This is a genomic window from Kribbella endophytica, assembly GCF_054781295.1.
In genome coordinates, this window is sequence record NZ_BAAGUR010000002.1 from 492,740 (window position 1) to 514,618 (window position 21,879).

The 21,879-nt window shown below is 69.5% G+C and carries 19 protein-coding genes; 8 read left to right on the forward strand and 11 right to left on the reverse strand.

Annotated elements, in window-relative coordinates; genetic code table 11:
- Positions 1 to 19: 19 nt before the first annotated feature.
- Together ACYVIO_RS20800 and ACYVIO_RS20805 are read right to left on the reverse strand one after the other, a co-directional pair.
- On the reverse strand, positions 20 to 382 hold the full coding sequence (locus ACYVIO_RS20800) for a nuclear transport factor 2 family protein (RefSeq protein WP_460652499.1): 363 nt from the start codon (positions 380 to 382) through the stop codon (positions 20 to 22).
- Positions 383 to 394: 12 nt separating this feature from the next.
- Positions 395 to 1,039, reverse strand: coding sequence for a hypothetical protein (locus ACYVIO_RS20805; RefSeq protein ID WP_460652500.1), 645 nt, complete (start codon positions 1,037 to 1,039; stop codon positions 395 to 397).
- Positions 1,040 to 1,118: 79 nt separating this feature from the next.
- Between ACYVIO_RS20805 and ACYVIO_RS20810 the strand changes: the two genes are divergently transcribed.
- A complete protein-coding gene (locus tag ACYVIO_RS20810) occupies positions 1,119 to 1,589 on the forward strand; it encodes a hypothetical protein (protein ID WP_460652501.1) in 471 nt (156 codons plus the stop codon).
- Positions 1,586 to 2,542, forward strand: coding sequence for a hypothetical protein (locus ACYVIO_RS20815; RefSeq protein ID WP_460652502.1), 957 nt, complete (start codon positions 1,586 to 1,588; stop codon positions 2,540 to 2,542). Before ACYVIO_RS20810 ends, ACYVIO_RS20815 begins: the two co-directional genes overlap by 4 nt.
- Here ACYVIO_RS20815 and ACYVIO_RS20820 read toward each other — a convergent pair.
- Positions 2,468 to 2,872: a hypothetical protein gene (locus ACYVIO_RS20820; RefSeq protein WP_460652503.1), complete on the reverse strand. Its 405-nt coding sequence runs from the start codon at positions 2,870 to 2,872 to the stop codon at positions 2,468 to 2,470. The two genes, ACYVIO_RS20815 and ACYVIO_RS20820, sit on opposite strands and share 75 nt — an antisense overlap.
- A 125-nt stretch (positions 2,873 to 2,997) precedes the next feature.
- Between ACYVIO_RS20820 and glnA the strand changes: the two genes are divergently transcribed.
- Positions 2,998 to 4,338, forward strand: coding sequence for a type I glutamate--ammonia ligase (gene glnA / locus ACYVIO_RS20825; protein WP_460652504.1), 1,341 nt, complete (start codon positions 2,998 to 3,000; stop codon positions 4,336 to 4,338).
- Between the two features lie 3 nt (positions 4,339 to 4,341).
- Here glnA and ACYVIO_RS20830 read toward each other — a convergent pair whose 3' ends face one another.
- Positions 4,342 to 4,932 (reverse strand): peptidylprolyl isomerase, encoded by a 591-nt coding sequence (locus ACYVIO_RS20830; RefSeq protein WP_460652505.1) that lies wholly within the window; start codon positions 4,930 to 4,932, stop codon positions 4,342 to 4,344.
- Positions 4,933 to 5,029: 97 nt separating this feature from the next.
- Between ACYVIO_RS20830 and ACYVIO_RS20835 the strand changes: the two genes are divergently transcribed.
- Complete coding sequence (locus ACYVIO_RS20835; RefSeq protein WP_460652506.1) at positions 5,030 to 6,109, forward strand: HupE/UreJ family protein; 1,080 nt, start codon at positions 5,030 to 5,032, stop codon at positions 6,107 to 6,109.
- Positions 6,106 to 9,747 carry an outer membrane protein assembly factor BamB family protein gene (locus ACYVIO_RS20840; RefSeq protein WP_460652507.1) on the forward strand — a complete coding sequence of 1,214 codons (3,642 nt, stop codon included), beginning with the start codon at positions 6,106 to 6,108 and terminating at the stop codon, positions 9,745 to 9,747. The genes ACYVIO_RS20835 and ACYVIO_RS20840 overlap by 4 nt, the downstream gene beginning before the upstream one ends.
- A 56-nt stretch (positions 9,748 to 9,803) precedes the next feature.
- Here the strand turns inward: ACYVIO_RS20840 and ACYVIO_RS20845 are convergent, their stop codons facing one another.
- Both ACYVIO_RS20845 and ACYVIO_RS20850 read right to left on the reverse strand, forming a co-directional pair.
- Positions 9,804 to 10,187, reverse strand: a complete 384-nt coding sequence (locus tag ACYVIO_RS20845; RefSeq protein ID WP_460652508.1) for a hypothetical protein — start codon at positions 10,185 to 10,187, stop codon at positions 9,804 to 9,806.
- Between the two features lie 104 nt (positions 10,188 to 10,291).
- Entirely contained in the window at positions 10,292 to 10,750 is a 459-nt protein-coding gene (locus ACYVIO_RS20850; protein WP_460652509.1) for a hypothetical protein, read from the reverse strand.
- 141 nt (positions 10,751 to 10,891) lie between these two features.
- Here ACYVIO_RS20850 and ACYVIO_RS20855 point away from each other — a divergent pair, with 141 nt between their 5' ends.
- The 3 genes from ACYVIO_RS20855 to trmB all read left to right on the forward strand — a co-directional run bounded on the left by ACYVIO_RS20855 (position 10,892) and on the right by trmB (position 15,183).
- Positions 10,892 to 13,876, forward strand: a complete 2,985-nt coding sequence (locus ACYVIO_RS20855; protein WP_460652510.1) for a bifunctional [glutamine synthetase] adenylyltransferase/[glutamine synthetase]-adenylyl-L-tyrosine phosphorylase — start codon at positions 10,892 to 10,894, stop codon at positions 13,874 to 13,876.
- Between the two features lie 73 nt (positions 13,877 to 13,949).
- Positions 13,950 to 14,453 (forward strand): SigE family RNA polymerase sigma factor, encoded by a 504-nt coding sequence (locus ACYVIO_RS20860; RefSeq protein ID WP_460652511.1) that lies wholly within the window; start codon positions 13,950 to 13,952, stop codon positions 14,451 to 14,453.
- A 19-nt stretch (positions 14,454 to 14,472) separates the two neighbouring features.
- Complete coding sequence (gene trmB, locus ACYVIO_RS20865; RefSeq protein ID WP_460652512.1) at positions 14,473 to 15,183, forward strand: tRNA (guanosine(46)-N7)-methyltransferase TrmB; 711 nt, start codon at positions 14,473 to 14,475, stop codon at positions 15,181 to 15,183.
- Here trmB and ACYVIO_RS20870 read toward each other — a convergent pair.
- The 5 genes from ACYVIO_RS20870 to ACYVIO_RS20890 form a co-directional block, all read right to left on the reverse strand.
- Positions 15,164 to 17,806 (reverse strand): family 78 glycoside hydrolase catalytic domain, encoded by a 2,643-nt coding sequence (locus ACYVIO_RS20870; RefSeq protein WP_460652513.1) that lies wholly within the window; start codon positions 17,804 to 17,806, stop codon positions 15,164 to 15,166. The genes trmB and ACYVIO_RS20870 overlap by 20 nt on opposite strands.
- Positions 17,807 to 17,898: 92 nt before the next feature.
- Positions 17,899 to 18,627, reverse strand: a complete 729-nt coding sequence (locus tag ACYVIO_RS20875) for an SDR family NAD(P)-dependent oxidoreductase (protein ID WP_460652514.1) — start codon at positions 18,625 to 18,627, stop codon at positions 17,899 to 17,901.
- A gap of 1 nt (position 18,628) precedes the next feature.
- Positions 18,629 to 19,864 carry a class I SAM-dependent methyltransferase gene (locus ACYVIO_RS20880; RefSeq protein WP_460652515.1) on the reverse strand — a complete coding sequence of 412 codons (1,236 nt, stop codon included), beginning with the start codon at positions 19,862 to 19,864 and terminating at the stop codon, positions 18,629 to 18,631.
- On the reverse strand, positions 19,861 to 20,586 hold the full coding sequence (locus tag ACYVIO_RS20885; RefSeq protein ID WP_460652516.1) for a DUF1365 domain-containing protein: 726 nt from the start codon (positions 20,584 to 20,586) through the stop codon (positions 19,861 to 19,863). Before ACYVIO_RS20885 ends, ACYVIO_RS20880 begins: the two co-directional genes overlap by 4 nt.
- Positions 20,580 to 21,842: an NAD(P)/FAD-dependent oxidoreductase gene (locus tag ACYVIO_RS20890; RefSeq protein ID WP_460652517.1), complete on the reverse strand. Its 1,263-nt coding sequence runs from the start codon at positions 21,840 to 21,842 to the stop codon at positions 20,580 to 20,582. Before ACYVIO_RS20890 ends, ACYVIO_RS20885 begins: the two co-directional genes overlap by 7 nt.
- Positions 21,843 to 21,879 lie beyond the last annotated feature (37 nt).

The following is a 21,879-nucleotide window of genomic DNA, read 5'->3' on the forward strand; positions in this document are numbered from 1 at the left end:
GCCGGGCGGGTTCCCCTTGTTAGGTGATTGTGTCGGGATCGACTTCCACCGTGTACGACGTGATCGAGGTGAGATGTCCCTGCGTGAACTCGTACAGGTCGCACGACGAGACGAACGACGACTGCCACTTCGCGTCGACGTACCGCGCCACTGCGTGCACCGCGACGGAGTCGGCGTTCGCGATCGTCTTGAACCGCAGGAACTGCGTCGTCGATCGCGCCAGCCCCGCCAGCGCGTTCTCGCACGCCTGCACCACCTGCTCGTGCCCCTGCAGCTTCGCCGCCCCCACCAGCGTCCAGGTCACCTCCGGGTGCAGGAACGGGTACACCTCCGAGAAGCGGTGCCGCGAGAACGCCTCCGCCACTTCCTGAATCGTCGCCATGGCGGGATCTTCTCAGAGCTTCCAGGTCCACGGCGCGTAGATGCTGACCCGTACGCCGGTCAGCAGCGGAGCGACGTACTGGGCCGAGCAGCCGGCGGCGTAGAAGTTGCGCGCCGCGACCACGTTGGCCCGGGTCAGACTGCCGCGCGCCACGTCGTACGTGCTGACGAGCTTGCGCGTCGGCCACGAGTCCTTGGTGAACACCCGCGCGGAGTAGTCCGCCGCCATCGGATCCCCGTGGCTCCCCAGCGCCTCCGTGGTCCGCGTCGCCATCCTGGCATTCAGGTAGTCACCCCGACTGTCGTTCGCGGGCATCGGCTGCACGGCGTGCTGCTGCTCCTGCGGGCTCCACTCCTCGTAGTCGCAGGCGAAGACGACCTGGGCGAAGCCCGGAGCGGGTGCTCGCAGCGAGGTGTCCGGCTCGGCCAGCCGGTGGACCGTCAGTTGCTGGTAGGCGCTCTTGGGGAGCGCGGGCCGGGACGGCAGCTTGGTCGGGAAGACCGGCCGGGTCAGCTCCGGCGTCGGCGGCGGTGCCGCGGGAGTGATCGGCCAAGCTGACGACGGGTCGGATTCCGCGGCGGGGACTCGGCCGGCCGACTCGGTGCCGCAGCCGGCGGTGAGGAGGACGGCGGCGGCGAGCAGGGTGGTGAGGCGCATGGGGCAACTCTGGTGGGTCGAGGGGTCGAGACGGAGCTGAGATGTTCGGGGTGCTGGGTCGAACTGGTGGTGGTGTGTAATGACGGACGTGACGACGGGTGATGGGCTGCGGCTGGGCCGGGTGGGGAAGACGGTCAGGGTCGTGGTGGCGGTGGTCGGGATCGTGCTGCTGGTGAACGGGTCGGTGCGGATGTCGGACGACATGTGGCCGTTCGGGCCGATGTCGCAGTACGCGATGACCGTGCCGGACGACGCGTCGATCACGTTCACCCGGATCCAGGCCGAGACCGATGCGGGGACCTCGGTGGACGTGCCGTTGAACATCGAAGGTGCAGGCGTCGCCCGGGCGGAGATCGAGGCTCGGACCGGGGAGATCGTGAAGGATCCCTCGCTGCTGCAGCAGGTGGCGGACGGGTGGGCGCGCAAGCACCCGGACAAGCCGAAGTACGTGAAGCTGGAGCTGATCCGGGACACCACGCAGCTGGTGGAAGGGCGTGTCGACGGGCCGCCGAAGGCTGAGGTCATGGCGACCTGGCAGGTGCGCCGATGAGCGACACCCAGCAAAGCTCGGTCACCACGCTGAACAAGGTGGCCAACTGGTTCACCCCGAAGATCGCCCTGGCGCGCGTCGCCTGGCTGCGGACGGTTCTCTACCTGTTCGTCATTCTCGACATGCACGCGTTCGTCCGCGACACCCGGCTCAAGGGCGAGCACCCCGGGCTCTACCAACCGCTCTTCCTGGCCCGCCTGTTCGATCTCCCGAAGCCGTCGGTCGCGAACACGACCACCCTGTACGTCGTACTGATCGTGTTCTGCCTGCTCGGCGCCTCCAACCGGCTGCCGCGGCTCGCGGGCTGGGTGGTCGCGCCGGCGTTCACCTGGTGGGTGCTGATCGGGATGAGCGACGGCAAGGTCGATCACGACCACCTCGCGCTCGTCGTCGCGCTCTGGGTGCTCCCGACGATCGCGCCGAACAAGAACCGCAAGGGCTCCGTGTACGCCGACCAGACCACCTCGGAGGCGGCCGGCTGGGCGATCCGGTGCGTCCAGATCAGCGTGATCGCGACGTACTTCCTGTCCGCGGTCGCCAAGCTCCGCAGCGCCGGTTGGGCGCTGACCTGGCCGGGCAGCGCCGTCCTCACCTGGGCGATCGTGCGCAGGCCGCACCCGGTCGGCGAGTGGCTGCTGCACCACCCGTGGCTGCTGCACGTGATGCAGTGGGTCGGGATCATCGGCGAGTTCCTGTCGCCGCTGGTGCTCTGGCTGAAGGGCCGCTGGCAACTGCTCGGCGCCCTGTTCTTCATCGGCTTCCACGTCGCGAACACCGCGATCCTGCTGATCCACTTCCTGCCGACCGTGGTCTGCTGGCTGGCCTTCGCCCCGATGGAGCGGATCGTGCCGTGGTTCCAGCGCCGCCGGAACCAGGACTCAGGTGGCGACGCCGGACAGCCCGAAGACCAGCCCGAAGACAGCCGGCAGCCCCAGCAGCAGCCCGGCGCGTAGCCGGAAGCGGCGCCCGCCCGGGCCCGGCGTACGGACGACGCGCGAGAGCACCGCCCCGGCGTACCCGAAGACGAGCGCGGCGAGCAGGATCTGCTTGGTCGGCAGGAAGGCGTCGTCGTGGGTCAGGCCGAGCGCCACCAGTCCGGGGCAGCAGAACGCGAACATGCCGTACCCGAGCTCGGGAATGGGGAGCCAGCGTCGCCCGAGGACGTCGAGCTCGGCGGGCCGGCGGCGTTGCAGCGACCGGACGAAACGCCCGGTGCTGAGCAGCAGGTCGCTGATGCAGAGCAGGGCGGCCACGATCAGCGCGGCGTGGAAAATCGTCTGCACCGGCGCAACCCTAGGCCCTGTGGCGAGGGTTGTCCCAGTCGCCACGTAACGTCTGCTTAACACTGCCGGGGCACACTGTGTGAGGTCCGGTGCTATGTCGTACGTCGAGAGAGGTGGAACCGCCGATGGACAAGCAGCAGGAGTTCGTGCTGCGCGCGCTCGAGGAGCGCGACGTACGGTTCGTGCGGCTCTGGTTCACCGACGTGCTGGGCTTCCTGAAGTCGGTGGCGGTCGCGCCGGCGGAGCTGGAGGGCGCGTTCTCCGAGGGGATCGGGTTCGACGGTTCCGCGATCGAGGGGTTCGCCCGGGTGACCGAGGCGGACATGCTGGCCAAGCCGGACCCGTCGACGTTCCAGATCCTGCCCTGGCGGGGCGAGACGATGGGCACCGCGCGGATGTTCTGCGACATCAACATGCCGGACGGCTCGGCCTCGTTCGCCGACCCGCGGCACGTGCTGAAGCGGACCCTGTCGAAGGCGGCCGACCTCGGCTTCACCTTCTACACCCACCCCGAGATCGAGTTCTACCTGTTCAAGTCGCTGACCGGCGCCCCGGGCACCTATCCCGAGCCGGTCGACTCGTCGGGCTACTTCGACCACACCCCGCAGGGCATCGGCAACGACTTCCGCCGCGAGGCGATCACGATGCTGGAGTCGATGGGCATCTCGGTCGAGTTCAGCCACCACGAGGGCGGTCCCGGTCAGCAGGAGATCGACCTGCGGTACGCCGACGCGCTGTCCACCGCGGACAACATCATGACGTTCCGCGTGGTCGTGAAGGAGGTCGCACTCAGCCAGGGCATCTACGCCTCGTTCATGCCCAAGCCGCTGAGCGACCAGCCCGGTTCGGGCATGCACACGCACATGTCGCTGTTCGAGGGCGACCGCAACGCGTTCTTCGAGGGCGGCGCGCAGTACCAGCTGTCCAAGACCGGACGGGCGTTCATCGCCGGCCTGCTCCACCACGCGGCCGAGATCACCGCGGTGACCAACCAGTGGGTGAACTCGTACAAGCGCCTCGCCGTCGGTGACGAGGCTCCGTCGTTCATCTCGTGGGGTCACAACAACCGCAGCGCGCTGGTCCGGGTGCCGATGTACAAGCCGCACAAGGGACAGTCGAGCCGCGTCGAGTTCCGCTCGCTCGACTCCGCCGCGAACCCGTACCTCGCGTTCGCGCTGATGCTAGCCGCCGGGCTGAAGGGCATCGAAGAGGGCTACGAGCTGCCGCGCGAGGTCGAGGACGACATCTGGTCGCTGACCGACCGCGAGCGCCGGGCGCTCGGCATCAAGCCGCTGCCGAACAGCCTGGCCGAGGCGATCCACGCGATGGAGGACAGCGAGCTGGTCGCCGAGACGCTCGGCGAGCACGTCTTCGACTTCTTCCTGCGCAACAAGCGGGTCGAGTGGCAGGACTACCGCAAGCAGGTCACGCCGTTCGAGCTGAACAAGCTGCTGCCGGTCCTGTAGGGCTCAACCGACGAGGATCCCGGTGATCCACACCGGGGTCCGCCCGCCGCCGGCCACGATCTTGTCGACCACCTCGAGCCCGGCGAACACCGTCCCGACCACCGTGTACGCCGGCGGCAGCTGCGCGTCGCGGTGGACGACGAAGAAGCGCGCGCCGTTCTGCCCGGCGGCGACCGGCACCATCGCGACCGTGCCGCGCGGGTAGCTCTCCTTGCCGGTCAGCTCCGCCGGGTACCGGAAGCCGGCCTCGGCTGGTCCGCACTCCAGCAGCACGCGCGTGAGCCGCCCGCACGGCGCGCCGGTGTAGAACCCGCCGAGCGCGAGGTGCCCGAACGCGTGCACCGCGCACGGCGCGCTCTCGCGGTCCAGCCGCAGCTCGACCGCGCCGACGTTGGTCGTCACCGTCACCTTCACCAGGCCGTCCGTCGGCGTCAGCGAGTACGGCGGCCGGACCGGCGCGCTCGCCCCCGTCCGCAGGTACGAGCACTGCTTGAAGAACGCTGGAGCGGCCTGGGCGCTGGCGATCCAGCCCTCCAGGACGAAGACCAGGGTGGCCACTACGACGATCGCAACAATCCGCTGCCATTGACGCATAGTGACCACGGTAACACTGAGTGGCAGTTTCAGATGATGTTGTTTTGTTGGTAATTAGTTTCCTGATCAGTCATCAAGGTCGCGTGGGATTCAGCCCATGCGTCGTCTGCTGACATTCCTCGGGCTGCTTGCTGCCCTCGCGCTGGCTGGGACCACGGCCGCGTCCGCCCACGTGATCGCCTCCACCGGCTACGCCACCGTCACGCAGGACGGCGGCCAGGTGAACTTCCAGCTCAGCCTCGAGTACGCCGTACTGGCCCGCGCGGTCGACCTCGGCGAGCCCGCGACCGACGACGGTCAGCGCGCGAAGGCCCTCGACAATGCCAAGCCGACGCTGGAGACCTACCTGCACGACCGCGTGATCGTCTCCCTGGACGGCGCCGCCTGCGAGCCAGAGCTGGCCACCACATCGGTCGGCAACCGCGCCAGTACGCCGTACGCGGAACTCGGTCTGACCTACGCCTGCGCGGGCGACCAGGGCACCTTCCGCCTGCAGTACACCGTGTTCGGCGATGCCGAGGCGGTCGCCGACGACCACACCAACCTGGTCGAGTACCACTTCGGCGACGACTCCGGCCGGACCGTGTTCGACCGCAGCCACCACGACTTCACCGTCGGCGACTCGACGATGGCTTCGTCCAGCCTGCAGTTCGGAAAGATGGGCGTCGAGCACATCCTGCTCGGCCTCGACCACGTGCTCTTCGTGGTCGCCCTGATCCTCGGCGCGCAGAGCTTCAAGAGCCTGCTCCAGGTCACCTCGATGTTCACCGTCGCGCACAGCGTCACGCTGGTCTCCACGCTGCTCGGCGGGATCACCGTGCCCGCGATCGTCGTCGAGCCGCTGATCGCGCTGTCGATCGCGTTCGTCGCGGTCGAGAACCTGCTGGGTTCCACCCGCCACCGGCTCCCGGTGGTCTTCGGTTTCGGTCTTCTGCACGGGCTCGGCTTCGCCGGGTCGCTGCGGATCACCGATCAGGTCAGTCCGGAACTGCTCGTCTCGCTGCTGAGCTTCAACGTCGGCATCGAGACCGGCCAGGCGTTGCTGCTGCTGGCCGTGTTCCCGCTGGTCCTGCTGATCCGCCGGAGCCGTGTCTCGGTTCCGGTTGTCCGCTCGGCGACCGGGGTCGTCGCCGCCTTCGGCACCTTCTGGTTCGTAGAAAGGTTCTTCCTCGCATGATCGGCTCTCCTCGCGCGTCGAGCGATCGTCCGCCGGCCACCCGCCGGCACAAAATCCTGTACGGCGTCACCGGCGGCCTGGCCGCTCTGGTGATCGGCGTACCGCTGACCGGCGTCATCGCGGACGCGGTCGACGCGCCCGCCGCCACCATCTCCGGCACGGTCTTCGAGGACCGTGACAACGACAACCGCCAGGACACCAACGAGACCCCGTTGGCCGGCGTGACCGTCTCGGACGGTCAGAAGCTCGTCGTGACGGACAAGAAGGGGCACTACTCCTTCGCGTCCGACGTCGAGCGTCGTGACGTCGACCTGGTCTTCGTCACCCAGCCGTCGGGCTACTCGGTGGGCACCGACGACAACATGACCCCGAAGTTCTTCCGCAGCCTCGGCCAGCTCGCCGCCGGTGACACCCGGGAGGTGAACTTCGGTCTGCGCAAGGACAAGAAGTCCGCCGACGGCGGGTTCACCTTCGGCAACGTGGCCGACCCGCACGTGAACGCGCAGCTGCCCGAGCAGATCACCGAGATCAACTCGACCCGGCAGAACCTCGCGTTCATCCAGGTCAGCGGTGACCTGACGAACTCGGCCACCGACGCGGAGTTCGAGTTCTACAAGTCGAGCACGGCGAACTCGAAGGTCCCGGTCTGGCCGGCCGTCGGCAACCACGAGTACGCCGCCGGTGCGACGTATGCGGCGCGGATCAACAACTACCGCAAGCACGTCGGCCCGGAGTGGTACTCCTTCGACTACAGCGACCGGCACTTCCTGGTGCTGGAGAACAACGGCGCCGCGCCGTTCGCCGAGCAGCTGGAGTGGGTGAAGGCCGACCTCGCGCAGAACGTCAAGGGCGGCAAGCATCTCGTGGTGCTGACCCACCAGCCGATGAACGTGCCGTTCGGTTCGCCGTCGGTGTACGACGAGTTCGGCAAGGTGCTCGAGCAGTACAAGGCCGAGCTGATCCTGGTCGGGCACGAGCACTCGAACGACGTCGAGGTGAAGAGTGACTTCGCGGGCACCGCGAAGCACATCCAGACCGTCTCGTCGTCGTACACGATCGACAACTCGCCGCGCGGGTTCCGGTTCGTGAACATGGACAACAAGACCTTCGACAACCCGTTCCGGATCTACGGCGCGGAGAAGGACCTCACGATCGTGTCGCCGGCGCCGGGCACGTCGGTGCCGCTGGACAAGTTCCCGGGCATCCAGGTGAACGCGTACGACACCACGGACGCGCCGGTGAAGGTCCGCTACCGCCTGGACAACGGCAACTGGAAGCAGCTCGCCCCGACCGGTGAGTTCACCTGGTACGCCGACCTGCCGGGCAACGCCAAGGTCGGCAAGCACACCCTCGAGGTGGAGGCGACCGACAAGTCGAAGGCCACCTGGAAGGGCACCTCGAAGTTCACCCTGACCAACGAGAAGGCGATCAAGCCGGTCGCCGGCGCCGACTGGAACCAGCACCACGGCGACTCGTCGCACAGTGGTGTGGCCCAGGACTACATCGCGGCCGGGCAGCGGCTGGCCTGGTCGTACCGGACCAAGGGCACGTTCCTGACCGGTTCGCCGGCCATCGTCGACGGCGTCGTGTACGCCGGGACGCGGGACGAGAACGGTGAGGGCAACAGCGAGGTGCACGCCGTGAACCTCGCCACCGGCAAGAAGCTGTGGAGCTACGACGTCCCGTCCTCGGTGCACGGCAGCGTCGCGGTCTCGGACGGGCTGGTCTACGTCCCGACCCTGCGCGGCACGCTGTTCGCGGTGGACGCGAAGACCGGCAAGCTGAAGTGGCGCAACGATCCGGAAGCCGCGCCGGAGGGCAACAACCAGCGCACCTACGGGTACTACGGCGTGACGGTTGCCGACGGCAAGGTGCTGTTCCCGTTCCAGACCCGCTTCGGTGAGGCAGCCGCGGGCATTCTGCTGGCGCTGGACGCCAAGACCGGGCAGCGGATCTGGGGCTCGCCGATGGCCGGCAACACGATGAGCGACGGGACCCCCGCGGTCGCCGACGGTCGCGTGTACGTCGGGAACCAGGACGGCAGCATCGTGATCGCGTACGACCTGAAGACCGGCCAGAAGCTGTGGACCGGCACCGACACCCTCGGCGGCTGGCAGGACGGCATCCCGACCGCGGGCGGCGGCAAGGTGTTCATCGGGTCGAACAACGGCCTCGTCGCGCGCGACGGCGCGACCGGCGCGGTGCTCTGGAGCTACACCAGCACGCACCCGTCGCTGGTCAGCAGCGGAGCGACGCCGTCGGCGGCCGCGCTCAGCGGCAACACCGTCTACATGTCCTTCCCGAGCGGTGCGGTGACGGCGCTCAACGCCACCACCGGCGCGGTGATCTGGGACCAGTTGCTGCCGGGTTCGCAGTACCGGGGTGGATCGTTCACCTCGCCGGCGCTGTCGGGCAACACCCTCTTCGTCGGGGCGAACAGCGGCGGGTTCTACGCCCTGGACGCGCGGACGGGGCAGCCGCTGTGGTCGCAGAACATCGGCACCTGGGTGTCGGCGGGCCCGGCGGTCAGCGGTAACACCGTCGTCGCGGGTGCCTTCGACGGCAACCTGTACGCCTTCACACCGGGCGGTACGGCGGCCAAGCCGTGGCCGGTCGTGTCCGGCAAGGTCACGGTCAAGGCCGACGGCTCACCGGCCGCGAGCACCACGGTCAGCGTCGTCAAGGACGGTACGGCGATCGGCCGCACCACGACGGATGCCTCCGGCAACTACCGGGTCGGGCTGCCGGACGGCGCGGGCACCTACACCATCCAGGTGGCGCAGCTCGGCTACGGGACGGCGGCGCGCGAGATCACGGCCGGTACCGGCGAGTCCACCGGGATCGACCTGCAGATCAGCCCGGTGAACGTCGACGCGAGCATTGGCAAGCGGCTCCCGAGCGGTCTGGTCGAGGGCGGGCCGGGTGACGTGGTGATCGAGAACAAGAAGCTCGCGATGGCGATCGCGAAGGTCTACAACGATCCGCAGCTGAGCCCGTCGTCCACGGGCAAGGTGCTCGACCTCGCGCTGACCGGGCAGCCGGACCAGCTCGACTGGATCAACCTGCCGTACGTGAGCACCGCCGAACCCACCGGTGGCAACGCGTGGCAGCAGCTGCAGGTGCGCTCGACCGAGGTGAAGATCATCGAGAACTCCGGAGAGAAAGCTGTCGTGCAGGTCGAGGGCACCTCGGCCGAACACTCTCAACTCAAGGTCGTCACCACCTTCACGGCGACGCCTGACGAGTCGTTCATCACCGCTGATACGACCTTCACCAACGGCACGGGGGCGGCACTGTCGGTGTGGGCCGGCGACGCGATCGACCACGACGGCGCGGGTTCGCGCTCGGCCGTCGCGGGCTTCCCGGTGGTCACGAGCGGTGGGCCGTTCAGCCAGGTCCCGACCGCGAAGCGGTGGATCGGGCAGTCCGGGACGACGCCGGACAACGAGACCTACGGCCTCGTCTACAGCGCGGCGTCGGGTGCGTTCACCGGCTACTCGCAGAGCAACTTCACGATGAGCAAGTTCAAGCTCGACCTCCCGGCGGGTGCTGACCACACCATCAGCCGCCGGATCGTGGTCGCGTCCAACGGCGGAGCCGCGGACAAGTTCGGCGTACTGGACCAGTTCGCCTACTGAGCTGACGAAACGGCCGGCTCCCCGATCGGGGAGCCGGCCGTTTCAGGTGCTGGTGATCAGAACGTCTTGGTGTACTTCGTGCCCTTGTAGTACATCTTCACGCCGTCGGGTTTGGACGCGTCGTGGCCGAAGGACAGCTTGCCCGTGTAGGTGCTGCCGTGCTTGCCGGCGGCAACGTCCCGGTAGCCGTAGTCGGACGAGCCGTTGCGCGTCACGTTGTAGCTGATCCCGCTGTTGCAGTTGTTGGTCACGTCGACGACCCACTTGTAGTCGTTCCAGCCGTCGTTGTTCAGCTTGGTGCGGACGACCTTCACGCAGGAGGGCCACGCGGCGGCAACTGCCTGCGGGGCCGGGTCGGCGGAGGGGGCGGGAGCAGCCTGTGCGGTGAGCGGGGCGGCGAGGAGAGTGGTGCCCAGGGCAAGGATGGCGAGGACGCGCAACGTGGATTCCTTTCGCGGAGTGACGTCGCCGGGTGACGGCGAGCTGAGTCGATCGCATCCTGGCATGCGATCGTGTCACTGAACGGTGCGAAAAGAGGCGGAAGTTAACTGGCGCCCGCGGTTTCGGGGGTGGTCCAGCGAGCAGCGGCCGTGGAGTGGCGGTACGGAGTGCTGAGGGCCGCGGGCACGGGCGTGGTCGTCCGTGGCTCCGGGACGGTGGTGCCGTCGGGGGCGAGGATCTCGACCTCGTCGACCGTGAAGAGGCCGACCGGGCGGATTCCTTCGGTGACGACCACGATGCAACCGGGGACCACCTGCTGGGCGCGGTGGTCCTGGGCCGGGACGAGGATGCCCTCGGCCGCCGAGCGCCAGGCACCGGGAGCGAAGCGGCGCAGCGCGATGCCGACCTGCCCGTCCTCGGCCGTGCGTGGTGGAAGGAACGCGGTGGCTGTGTAGTCGTAGTCGTAGTCCGGCTCGGGCGGCCCGGACACTCGCCCGCCCTGCTGGGGCGTCAACCAGACCACCGTGCCCCGAACAGCGAGCGACCCCGTCATCATGACCATGACCAGTCATCATGCCCGTCACAGACAGTTTTCGCCAGCCACTCCGAGTGTTGGCCGCAATCACTCCGTAATCCCACCGCGATGTCCACCAACCCGTGGTGCGGGTGGGGCGAAGCGGGTGCCGCTCGGTAGCCTGCGGGGGTGGCGGAGTCGCGGAAGGTGTCCAATGAGGGACAGCTGGTACGGCGGGGGTTCGCTGACCCCCAACGGGCCTCGAAGATGCTGCAGCAGCTCGATCAGCTGGACGCGCGCACCCCGATGGCGACCGAGCAGCTGATCAGCTCGCTGTCGGAGTCCGCCGATCCCGATCTCGCGCTGCTGCACCTGCTCGGCCTGGCCGAGGCCCTGGCCCAGCACGAGTACGACGTGTCCGCCTTCGCCCGCACGCTCGACATGGACGACGACTTCCGCCGTCGCCTGTGCTTCGTGCTCGGCGCGAGCGAGGCGCTCGGCCGCCATCTCACCGTGCACCCGCGGCACTGGTACGACCTGGCCGACCCGGCGCTGGCCGGCAGCAACCCGACCCCGGACGACGTCGCCGCGCGGCTCGCGCTGGCCGTCGACGACGACAACCCGGTCGATGCCCTGCGCATCGAGTACCGCCGGCTCTTGCTCCGCCTGGCCGCCCGCGACCTCGCCGAGGGCCTGCTGGTCGACGAGACGGCCGCCGTACTGGCCGACCTCGCGGGCGGCGCGCTGGAGACCGCGCTCCGGATCGCCCGCAACGACTACTTCAGCCAGCACCCCGGTGCGGCCGACTGCCGGCTCGCGATCATTGCCATGGGCAAGTGTGGCGGCCGCGAGCTGAACTACGTCAGCGACGTCGACGTCCTGTTCGTGGCCGAGCCGCTGGAGGGGGAGGACGAGCAGCCGGCGCTGAAGACCGCGACCCAGCTGGCCGCCGCCGCGATGCGGATCTGCTCGGCGCACACGGCCGAGGGCACGCTCTGGCCGGTCGACGCCGCGCTCCGCCCGGAAGGCAAGTCCGGCCCGCTGGTCCGCACACTCGACAGCCACCTGGCCTACTACCAGCGCTGGGCCAAGACCTGGGAGTTCCAGGCGTTGCTGAAGGCCCGCCCGATCGCCGGGGACGCCGAGCTCGGTCGGGCGTACGCCGACCAGACGGCCGGCCTGGTCTGGTCCGCGGCGGACCGTGAGGGTTTCGTCGACGACGTCCAGGCGATGCGTCGCCGGGTCGTCGACCACATCCCGGCCGCCGACGTGGACCGCCAGCTGAAGCTCGGTCCGGGCGGTCTGCGCGACGTCGAGTTCGCCGTACAGCTGCTGCAGCTCGTGCACGGGCGGAGCGACGAGAGTGTGCGCAGCGGGACGACGCTGATCGCGCTGGAGCAGCTGACGAGCTCCGGGTACGTCGGGCGCACCGACGGCGCCGTACTGGCTGATGCGTACCGGTTCCTACGCTCGATGGAGCACCGGATCCAGCTGTACCGGCTGCGGCGGACCCACTCGGTCCCCGAGCACGAGGACGACCTGCGACGGCTCGGTCGTTCGCTCGGCTTCACGAAGAACCCGATCACCGACCTGACCAAGGTGTGGAAGAAGCACGCGCTCGAGGTCCGCCGCCTGCACGAGAAGCTCTTCTACCGCCCGCTGCTCGCGGCCGTCGCGCGCATCCCCGGCGAAGAGGTCCGGCTCACCCCCGAGGCTGCGAAGCAACGACTCACCGCACTCGGGTACGCCGACCCGGCGTCCGCGCTGCGGCACATCGAGGCGTTGTCGGAGGGCGTGTCCCGACGGTCGTCGATCCAGCGCGCGCTGCTGCCCGCGATGCTCGGCTGGTTCGCCGAGTCGCCCGATCCGGACGCCGGTCTGCTCGCCTTCCGGACGATCTCCGAGGCACTCGGCTCGACGCCTTGGTACCTGCGGCAGCTCCGCGACGAGGGCGCATCCGCGGAACGACTCGCGCACCTGCTGGCCAGCGGCCGGTACGCCGTCGACCTGCTGCAGCGCGCACCCGAGGCGACGGCGATGCTCGCGGACGAACGCGAGCTGGTCCCGCGCAAGCCCGAAGCGCTGCTGACCGAGATGTCGGCTGCCGCGCGCCGGCAGGAGAAGCCCGAGGCCGCGGTTGCGGCGATCCGCGCGGTCCGGCGGCGTGAGCTGTTCCGCGTCGCGGCGGCCGACCTGTCGCACCTGCTCGAGGTCGAGCAGGTCGGTGAGGCGCTGACCACGATCGCGGCCGCGACGCTGACGAGTTCGCTGGAGGTCGCCCGGCGGGCGGTCGCCAAGGGCGGCGAGGAGCCGACCCGGATGGCGATCGTCGCGATGGGCCGGTTCGGCGGGCACGAACTCGGCTACGGCAGCGACGCCGACGTGATGTTCGTCCACGATCCGTTGCCGGGGGCATCGGAAAAGGCGGCCACCGACTTCGCCACCCAGGCCGCGACCGAGTTGCGCCGCCTGCTGTCGCTGCCGGGTGCGGATCCGGCGGTCGCGATCGACGCCGACCTGCGGCCAGAAGGCCGGCAGGGACCGCTGGTGCGCACGCTGGCGTCGTATGCGTCGTACTACGCGCGCTGGTCGGCGGTCTGGGAGGCGCAGGCGTTGCTCCGGGCCGATCCGCTCTGCGGCGATCCCGAGCTGTGCCAGGCGTTCCGCGACCTGATCGACCCGCTGCGCTACCCGGCGGACGGCGTACCGGCGCGGGACGTGATGGAGATCCGGCGGATCAAGGCGCGCGTCGACGCCGAACGGCTGCCGCGCGGTGCCGATCCGGCCACGCACACCAAGCTCGGGCGCGGCGGTCTGGCCGACATCGAGTGGACGGTCCAGCTGCTGCAGCTGCGCGAGGCGCACCGGGTCGAAGGGCTGCGGACGACGCGGACGCTTCCGGCGATGCGGGTGGCGGTCGAGGAGGGACTCTTCGAGCGCCAGGAGGCCGACGTACTGCGGGCCGCTTGGCAGCGGGCGTCGCGGATCCGGAACGCGATCATGCTGACCCGTGCTCGGCCGAGCGACTCGTTGCCGCGCGATCCGCGCGATCTGGCCGCCGTGGCGCAGATCTGTGGCTACCCGCCGGGACAGACCAGTCGTTTCTCCGACGACTACCTGCGGTTGACCAGACGTGCACGCAACGTGGTCGATCACCTGTTCTGGGGTGAGTAATTCATCGCCGTAAGGCCATGAAAGAGCGCTGAAAGGACCCTGCGCCACTCTGATCCCTCTGGGGGTGATCAGGGTGGGGAGTGCGGACAGTTTCACGGAGTTCGTGACACAGCGGTACGGAGCGCTGCTGGGTACGGCGCACCTGTTGACGCAGGACCACGGACTGGCCGAGGACCTGGTGCAGACGGCCTTGGCCAAGAGTTGGCGGACCTGGGACACCATCCGCGGCGACGACCCGTACGCGTACGTGCGGCAGGTGCTGGTCAACACCTGTCGCGCCTACTGGCGGGTGAAGAAGGGCAAGCTGGAGTTCCCGACCGAGGACCTTCCGACGCGGCCCGTGCTGATCGACGGCTTCGACCGGATCGAGCGCGACTCCGTCCTGGTCGCCGCGCTGGAACGGCTGCCGGGACGGATGCGGGTGGTCGTCGTACTGCGGTACCTGGTCGACCTGACCGAGGCCGAGACCGCGGAGGAGGTCGGGTGCGCGGTCGGCACGATCAAGAGCCAGACCAGCCGGGCGCTGGCGCGGTTGCGGGGTGACCCCCTTCTGCTCGACTACAGGAGGTCTGCGTAGGGCCCTGTAAGTTGTACCGGTGGAAACGGTGGATCAGATCCGGCAACCGGGCGTGTTCAGTCACGTCCGGCGCAGCGTGCGGATGACGGTCGGGCAGCAGCGGGTATGGGACACGCACTGGTCCGAGATCGGGCGCAAGCTGGAGGATCTGCCGGCCGGAACCCTCGACCTGGACGCCTGGTTCGGCCGGACCGCGCCGGTGGTGCTGGAGATCGGGTCGGGCATGGGCGAGGCGACCGCGCAGCTCGCGCAGGCCGCGCCCGACGTCAACCACCTGGCCGCCGAGGTCTACCCGGCGGGGCTTGGGCAGCTGATGCTCGCCGTCGAGAAGAACGAGCTCGGCAACGTCCGCCTGCTGCACGGTGACGCGCTGGACTTCCTCCGTGACCACGTCGCGCCGGACACGCTGGACGGCGTACGGATCTACTTCCCGGACCCGTGGCAGAAGAAGCGGCACAACAAGCGGCGACTGGTGAAGTCGCCGTTCGTCAGCCTCGTCGCGTCCCGGCTGCGGCCGGGCGGGACGTTGCACCTGGCCACGGACTGGGCCGACTACGCCGACGAGATGCTCGACATCTGCGCGGCCGAGCCGCTGCTCGTCAACCAGTACAACGGTTGGGCGCCACGCCCTTCGTGGCGCCCACTGACCAAGTTCGAGTCGCGTGCGCAGGTTGAAGGTCGCGTCTGTCGCGACCTTCTCTACACGAAGGTCATGCCGTCCGGCTGGTGAACGACCAGTGCCCTGACGGCACGGTGTAGATCGCGTAGCCGTCCGCCCAGACAGGCTCCCCGGCGTACGGAGCCGGCACGGCGGTGACGTCGCTCGCCTGCTCCGACGGCACGTGCACCTCGGCGGTGCTGCCGACCGGGACCTGCACCTCGACGTGCAGGACGCGCCCGACCTGCCGCCAGGTCGCGGACACCTTGCCGCGCACGGTGTCGGACCGCAGTGACGCCTGAGCCGTCTCCGCGCGGGCGTCCGGACGGATCAGGATCCGCTCCCAGCCGTTGCCGAGGTTGCGGACGCCGGCCACGTTCTCCAGCAGCCACTGCACGACCGTGCCCTGGAAGTAGTGGTTGCGCGAGCGGCTGTCCGCCTCCCAGCGCTCCCACATCGTGTCGGCGCCCTCGTCGTACCAGTAACCCCAGCTCGGGTACGTCCGCTGCTGCGCGACCTTCGCGGCGACGTCCGCATGCCCGTACTGCGTCAGAACCGGCAGCAGTACGCCGACGCCGAGGCAGCCGGTGTTCAGGTGGAAGTCGCGCGCCTCGATGTCGCTGACCAGGTGGGCGACGACCTGGTCGACGTGCTCGTCGGGGACCAGACCGAAGGCGAGCGGAACGGCGTTCGAGGTCTGCCGGTAGTCGGGATCCTTGGCGGTCCGGTAGAGCCCTTGCTCGCGGTCGAGGAACTCCCGGTTCAGGCCGTCGGCCAGCTCGACCGTTGCCTTGCGCAACCGCTCCAGCGGGCCGGTCGCGTCGATCAGTTCGCCGATCTCGATCACCGCCACCACCGCGCGGTGCAGGTACGCCGTGGCGGTCAGGCGCCGGTCCTCCGGCGCGGGGCCGGACGGGTAGCCCGGCGGCAGCCAGTCGCCGAGAACGCTGAGCGACAACCCGTCCTCGACGCGGGCCAGCTCCCAGTCGATGTACCGCAGGACGGAGTCCCAGTGGTCGCGGAGCAAGCGCGTGTCGCCGTACCAGCGGTGCATCTCGCGCAGGAGGAACGGGTAGACCGTCGACCACTCGGTCGCGGGGGACAGCTCGGTGAAACCCCAGTCGCCGGTCGGCACGATCACCGGCAGTTGCCCGTCGGCGGCCTGGCTGTCGCGGATGTCGCCCAGCCACTTGGTGAAGAACCGCGACAGGTCGAGCTGCGCCATCATCGTCGGCGCGCCGACCTGGGCGTCGCCGGTCCAGCCGTTCTTCTCGAACATCGGGGTGTCGGTCGGGATGCCGTGCAGGTTGTTCAGCACCGTCCGCCGCATCGCGTGCTCGGACCACTCGTACAGCTCGACGTCCGAGCTGAACCGCGCGGCCGGCCGTACGTCGGAGTGCACGACCTGCAGGATCAGGTCGGCGCGGTCGGCCCCGGTGACCTGGACGTAGCGGAAACCCTTGTACGAGAAGCGCGGCGCCCAGGTCTCGACTCCGTTGCCGGCAGCAATGTACTCGTCCTGCTGGAACCGACCCTCGACGTGGTGGCTGTCGGCAACCACCTGGCCGTCGGGGCCCAGCGTTTCGCCGTACTGGAGGCTGATGGTGCGGCCGGCCGGTGCCTCGGCGCGGAGCTGGACCCAGCCGGCGGTGGTGCGACCGAAGTCGACGACCTGGATTCCGGCGTGCGGGCTGGTGATCTCGGTCGGGTGGACCTCCTCGACGACGCGGATCGGCTCGTGGTGCTGGGCGCGGAGCTGCCCCTTGGGGGCGTCCAGCTCGAGCGCGGGGGACCAGGTGGAGGCGTCGAAATCGGCCGTGTCCCAGCCGGGCTGGGCGAGGCGGGCGTCGTACGTCTCGCCGGCGAACAGGCTGTCCGAGACCGTCGGGCCGCTGGTGACCTGCCAGCTGGCGTCGGAGTGCAGCTCGGTGGTGGTGCCGTCCTCGTGGTCGACGACCAGGCGAGCAACGAGGCGCGGATCAGCGGTCCAGGGCGTCTGGTGCCAACGCCAGACGTTCGGGGTGTTCATGCCGAAGAAGCCGCGGCCGAGCTCGGCGCCCAGGACGTTGGCGCCGGGCTGGAGGAGCTCGGTGACGTCGTGGGTGACGTAGAGGACCGTGCGGTCGTAGTCGGTGAAGCCGGGGTCGAGGACGGCGTCGCTGACTCGTTGGCCGTTGAGGTGCAGGTCGGCGTACGCGAGACCGCTGACGTAGAGGCGCGCCTTCGCGATCGGGCTGGGCAGGTCGAAGGCGCGGCGGAGCAGGGGAGCGGCTTCGGTGGAGGCGCCGATCCAGCGGGCGTCCTGCCAGCCCTCGTCGAGCAGCGCGGTCTCGAACCAGCTCGGGCGGCTCCACCTGCTCTCGCGGTCCAGGCCGTCCCACAGTCGGACGGTCCAGTGGTAGCGGGTGCGCGGGGTGAGCTGCGGGCCGTCGTACTCGACCTGGATGGCGTCACCGGTGACCTTGCCGGAGTCCCAGACGTCGGCCAGCTCCGGCGTGAGGAGGTCAGGGCTGCTGGCGACGAGGACCTGGTACGCCGACTGGATGGCGCCGTACCCGGGGGCGGTGGCGATCCAGGCGAGGCGTGGGCGGGGCTCGTCGAGGCCGAGCGGGCGGTCGGCGTACTCGACCGTGAGCTTCGCCACGTCGAGGGGTCCGCCGGGGGTCCAGCCGTCCGGGAAAGCTGGTGTGGCCACGGGGAGAGCTCCTCACGTCAGGCGGTCGATCCCGGAGGACCGTACGTACCTGCACCGGCTGGGGGCAACACCTGTGACCGCATCTGGACAGATCAGGATCGAGGCGTGAGAGCCAACGCCCACAGTCGGTCGGGGACGAGTTTGGCGAAGCGCATCAGCAGGGACATCTGCCAGGGGAAGACGATCCGGGCGGACTGGCGCTCGATGCCGTCGGCGATCGCGCGGGCCGCCTGGTCGGCCTTGATGATGAACGGCATCGGGAACGAGTTGGTCTCGGTCATCTCGGTCTCGACGAAGCCCGGGCAGACCGTGAGGACGTCGATACCGTTCGGGCGGAGCTTGGCGCGCAGCGCTTCGAGCAGGTTGATCTGGGCGGCCTTGGTCGCGCCGTACGCCTCGGCGCCGGGCAGGCCGCGGTAGCCGGCGACCGACGCGATGCCGACGATCATGCCGCCGCCCTGGAGGCGCGGGATGACGGTGTCGAGGGTGTTGGCCAGGCCGGTCAGGTTGACGTCGAGGTGCTTCTGGAAGGAGGCGGCGTCGAAGTCGTCCATCTGGGCCCAGTAGCCGGCGCTGAACACGACGATGTCGAGCCCGCCGAGTTGTTGCGTCACGTCGTGGGCGGCACGGCGTACCGAGTCCTGGTCGGTGACGTCGACGGTGCTGATGGCCAGCTGGTTGCCGGCGACCTCCTTGAGCTTGTCCTCGCGCCGAGCGGAGATCGCCACGTGCGCGCCGCGCTGGTGCAACTCGTGCGCGAGTGCGGCGCCGATGCCGGAGGAGGCGCCGACGATCCAGATCTTGCGGCGGGTGAGATCCATGTCAGGTCCTTCGGGTGAGGGCGAGCTGGACGACGTCGAGATAGCCGGAACGGAAACCGGCTTCGGAGTACGCGAGGTAGAACTCCCACATCCGGCGGAAGGTCTCGTCGAAACCGAGCGCGTCGACCTCCACGGCCTGCTCGGTGAAGCGGTCGCGCCACAGGCGCAGCGTCCTGGCGTAGTCGGCGCCGAACCGGTGCTGGTCGACCACGGTGAGACCGCCTGCCGCGCGGTCGATCGCTTCCAGGGAAGGGATCAGGCCGCCCGGGAAGATGTACTTGTGGATCCAGCCCTGCGCGTGCCGGGTCGCGCGCAGCCGGTCGTCGGGCATCGTGATCGCCTGCAGCCCGAACCGGCCGCCGGGGACGAGCACACGGTCGACGGTCTCGAAGTACGTCGGCCAGTAGCGCTCGCCGACCGCTTCGATCATCTCGACGCTCACGACCGCGTCGTACCGGCCGTCGACGTCGCGGTAGTCGCACAGCTCGACGGTCGCGTCCACGCCCGCCTCGGCGATCCGCTTGCGGGCGAGGTCGCGCTGCTCGGTGGACAGGGTGATCGATGTGACGGTCGCGCCGCGGCCCGCGGCCCGGATCGCGAGCTGGCCCCAGCCGGTGCCGATCTCCAGCACCTTCGAGCCGTCGCGTACGCCGGCGAGGTCGAGCACGTGGTCGATCTTGCGGACCTGGGCCTGCTCGAGGTCGTCGGTGCCGTCGAAGAGCGCGGACGAGTAGGACATGGTCGGGTCGAGGAACGTCGCGAACAGGTCGTTGGACAGGTCGTAGTGGCGGGCGATGTTGGAGCGGGCGCCCGTGCGGTCATTGCGTTCGGCGGCCGGCATCCGCTGCTCGATCACCTTGCGGAAGCGCTGCAGCGTCGGCGGGACGAGCGTCGTGAGGCGACGGGCGAAGACGGTGAGCAGCTCGGCCAGGTCCGTGCCGGGGGCGGCTCGCCAGTCGCCGGCCATGTAGGCCTCGCCGAAGCCGATCTTGAGGTCGGCGCCGATCCGGTGGAAGAAGCTGTCGTCGACGATCTCCATGACCGGTCCGCCGCGGCCGAGCCGCCGGCCGTCGGGCAGGACAACCTCGACCTCCAGGTCGCGCACGGCACCGCGCAGGACCTGCCGGGCGGCCGCCGCACGGAGTGAACTGCGGGGGGACTGGGCGATGTCGGGCCAGCGCCCGCGATCGACGGGCTTCGGCGTCGTGGCACCGCGCAGCGCGTTCGAGTTGGTCATCGTGCGACTCCTTCCGGTGGGGTGTGCGGGCGGCGCTGGACCACCGGTAACCGGCGGAGCCACAGCCACACCCCGTGGATTCGGATCAGCGCGGCGATCTGGTGGGTGACGAAAGGGTTCCGTAAGACCGTCGCGAGAACAGCGCGTCGCCGAGCAGGCTTCGGCGTGCCGGTGAAGGCCGCGGAGAAGACGCGGCGGTCGTGCTGGTGCAGGTCGATCGCGACCGAGACCTGGCCGGGTTCGAGGCGCAGCGTCACGTCGTACCGGCCTTCGACGGTGAAGAAGGGGGAGACGTAGAACTGCTTGTCCAGGCTGAAGCGGGTGCCGCGGGCGAGCTGGGCGTGGCGTTCGCCGTACGTGTTGTGGATCTCGAGCACGACGCAGCGCACGTCGCCGGCGGCGGTGAGGCACCAGAAGACGGTGAGCGGATCGAAGACGTAGCCGAAGGTGCGGGCGTTGGACAGCATTACGACGCGGTCGTCCGGAGCGAGCGGGATGCCCTGGGCGGCGGTGAAGTGGGCGACGTTGTCGCGAAGGGATTGCTCCGGGCTGCCGAGGTGGTCGGCGGCGCGGAACGAGCCGAGCCAGCCGCGGCGGGGGAGGTCGGTGACGTCGACCAGCCACTGGTACGTGCGGTAGCGGAACCGGTGCCTGCGCGGCACCCGGCGTGAGTGGCTGACGTGCCCGGGCACGATCGCGGGCAGCGTCGGAAGGTCTACCACTCGACTCCCATCCGCGCGGCGGCCTCGACACCTGAGCGGCAGCCGTCCTCGTGGAACCCCCAGCCCAGGTGCGCGCCCGCGAAGGCGAGCCGCGGCCCGCCCGCGGACTTGAGCTGCTCGGCCGCGGCGACCGACTCGGGCGTGAAGACCGGGTGCGCGTACGTCATCCGGCTGGTGACCTTGGCCGGGTCGACCCAGCCGTCGGGGTTGAGCGTGACCAGGTGCTCGTCCGCGGAGTCCAGACCCTGCAGGCGGTTCATCCAGTAGCTGACCAGGACCTGCGGCTGGTCGGTGTGGCAGTCGCGCATCCGGTAGTTCCAGGACGACCGCGCACGCCGTACGGCGGGAAGGACCGACGTGTCGGTGTGCAGCCAGGTCGGGTTGACCGAGTAGCGGAACGCGCCGAGCAGCGTCTTCTCCTGCGGCGTTGCGTCGCCGAGCAGGTCGAGCGTCGTGTCGGCGTGCGTCGCCAGTACGACGCGGTCGAAGGCGTGGGTCGCGTCGTCGGTGACGATCTCGACGCCGTCGTCGTGCCGCAGCACCGAACGGACGGGAGTCGCCGTCCGGACGTCGCCGATCGCGGCGACCACCTGGTCGACGTACGCGCCGGAGCCGCCCTCGACCGTGCGCCAGGTCGGCGAGCCGCCGACGGTCAGCATGCCGTGGTGGTCGAGGAAGCGGAACAGGTAGCGGGCCGGGTAGAGGCCGGCGTCGGCGGTGCCCGACGACCAGACGCAGGCGACCAGCGGGACGGCGAAGTGCCGTTGGAAGTACTTCGAGAAGCCGCGCTCCTGCAGGAAGCCGGCCCAGGTGAGGGTGTCGTCGCCGCTGTCCAGGACGGCGCGGGCCTCGCGGTGGAAGCGGGGGATCTCGGTGAGCATCCGGAGGAACCGCGGATCGGCGAGGCGGCGCGGCTGGCTCAGGATGGACGCGGTGCCGCGGCCTCCGGCGTACTCCAGACCGCAGCCGTCGCAGTGGACGCTCATGCTCATCTCGGTCGGACGCGTGCGGATGCCGAGCTCGGCGAAGAGCCTGAGCAGGTACGGGTAGGTCTGCTCGTTGTGCACGATGAAGCCGCTGTCGACCCGGTGGGTGCTGCCGGCCGAGTCCGTGACGTCGTGGGTGTGCGCGTGCCCGCCGGGCCGGACGTCCGTCTCGAAGACGGTGACCCGACACGTCCGGCTCAGCAGGTACGCCGCGGTCAACCCGGCGACGCCGGACCCGACCACGGCCACCGATTCACGATGACCGCTCATGAGGAAAGCCTTCCGCGTGCATAAGTTCTGAACAACT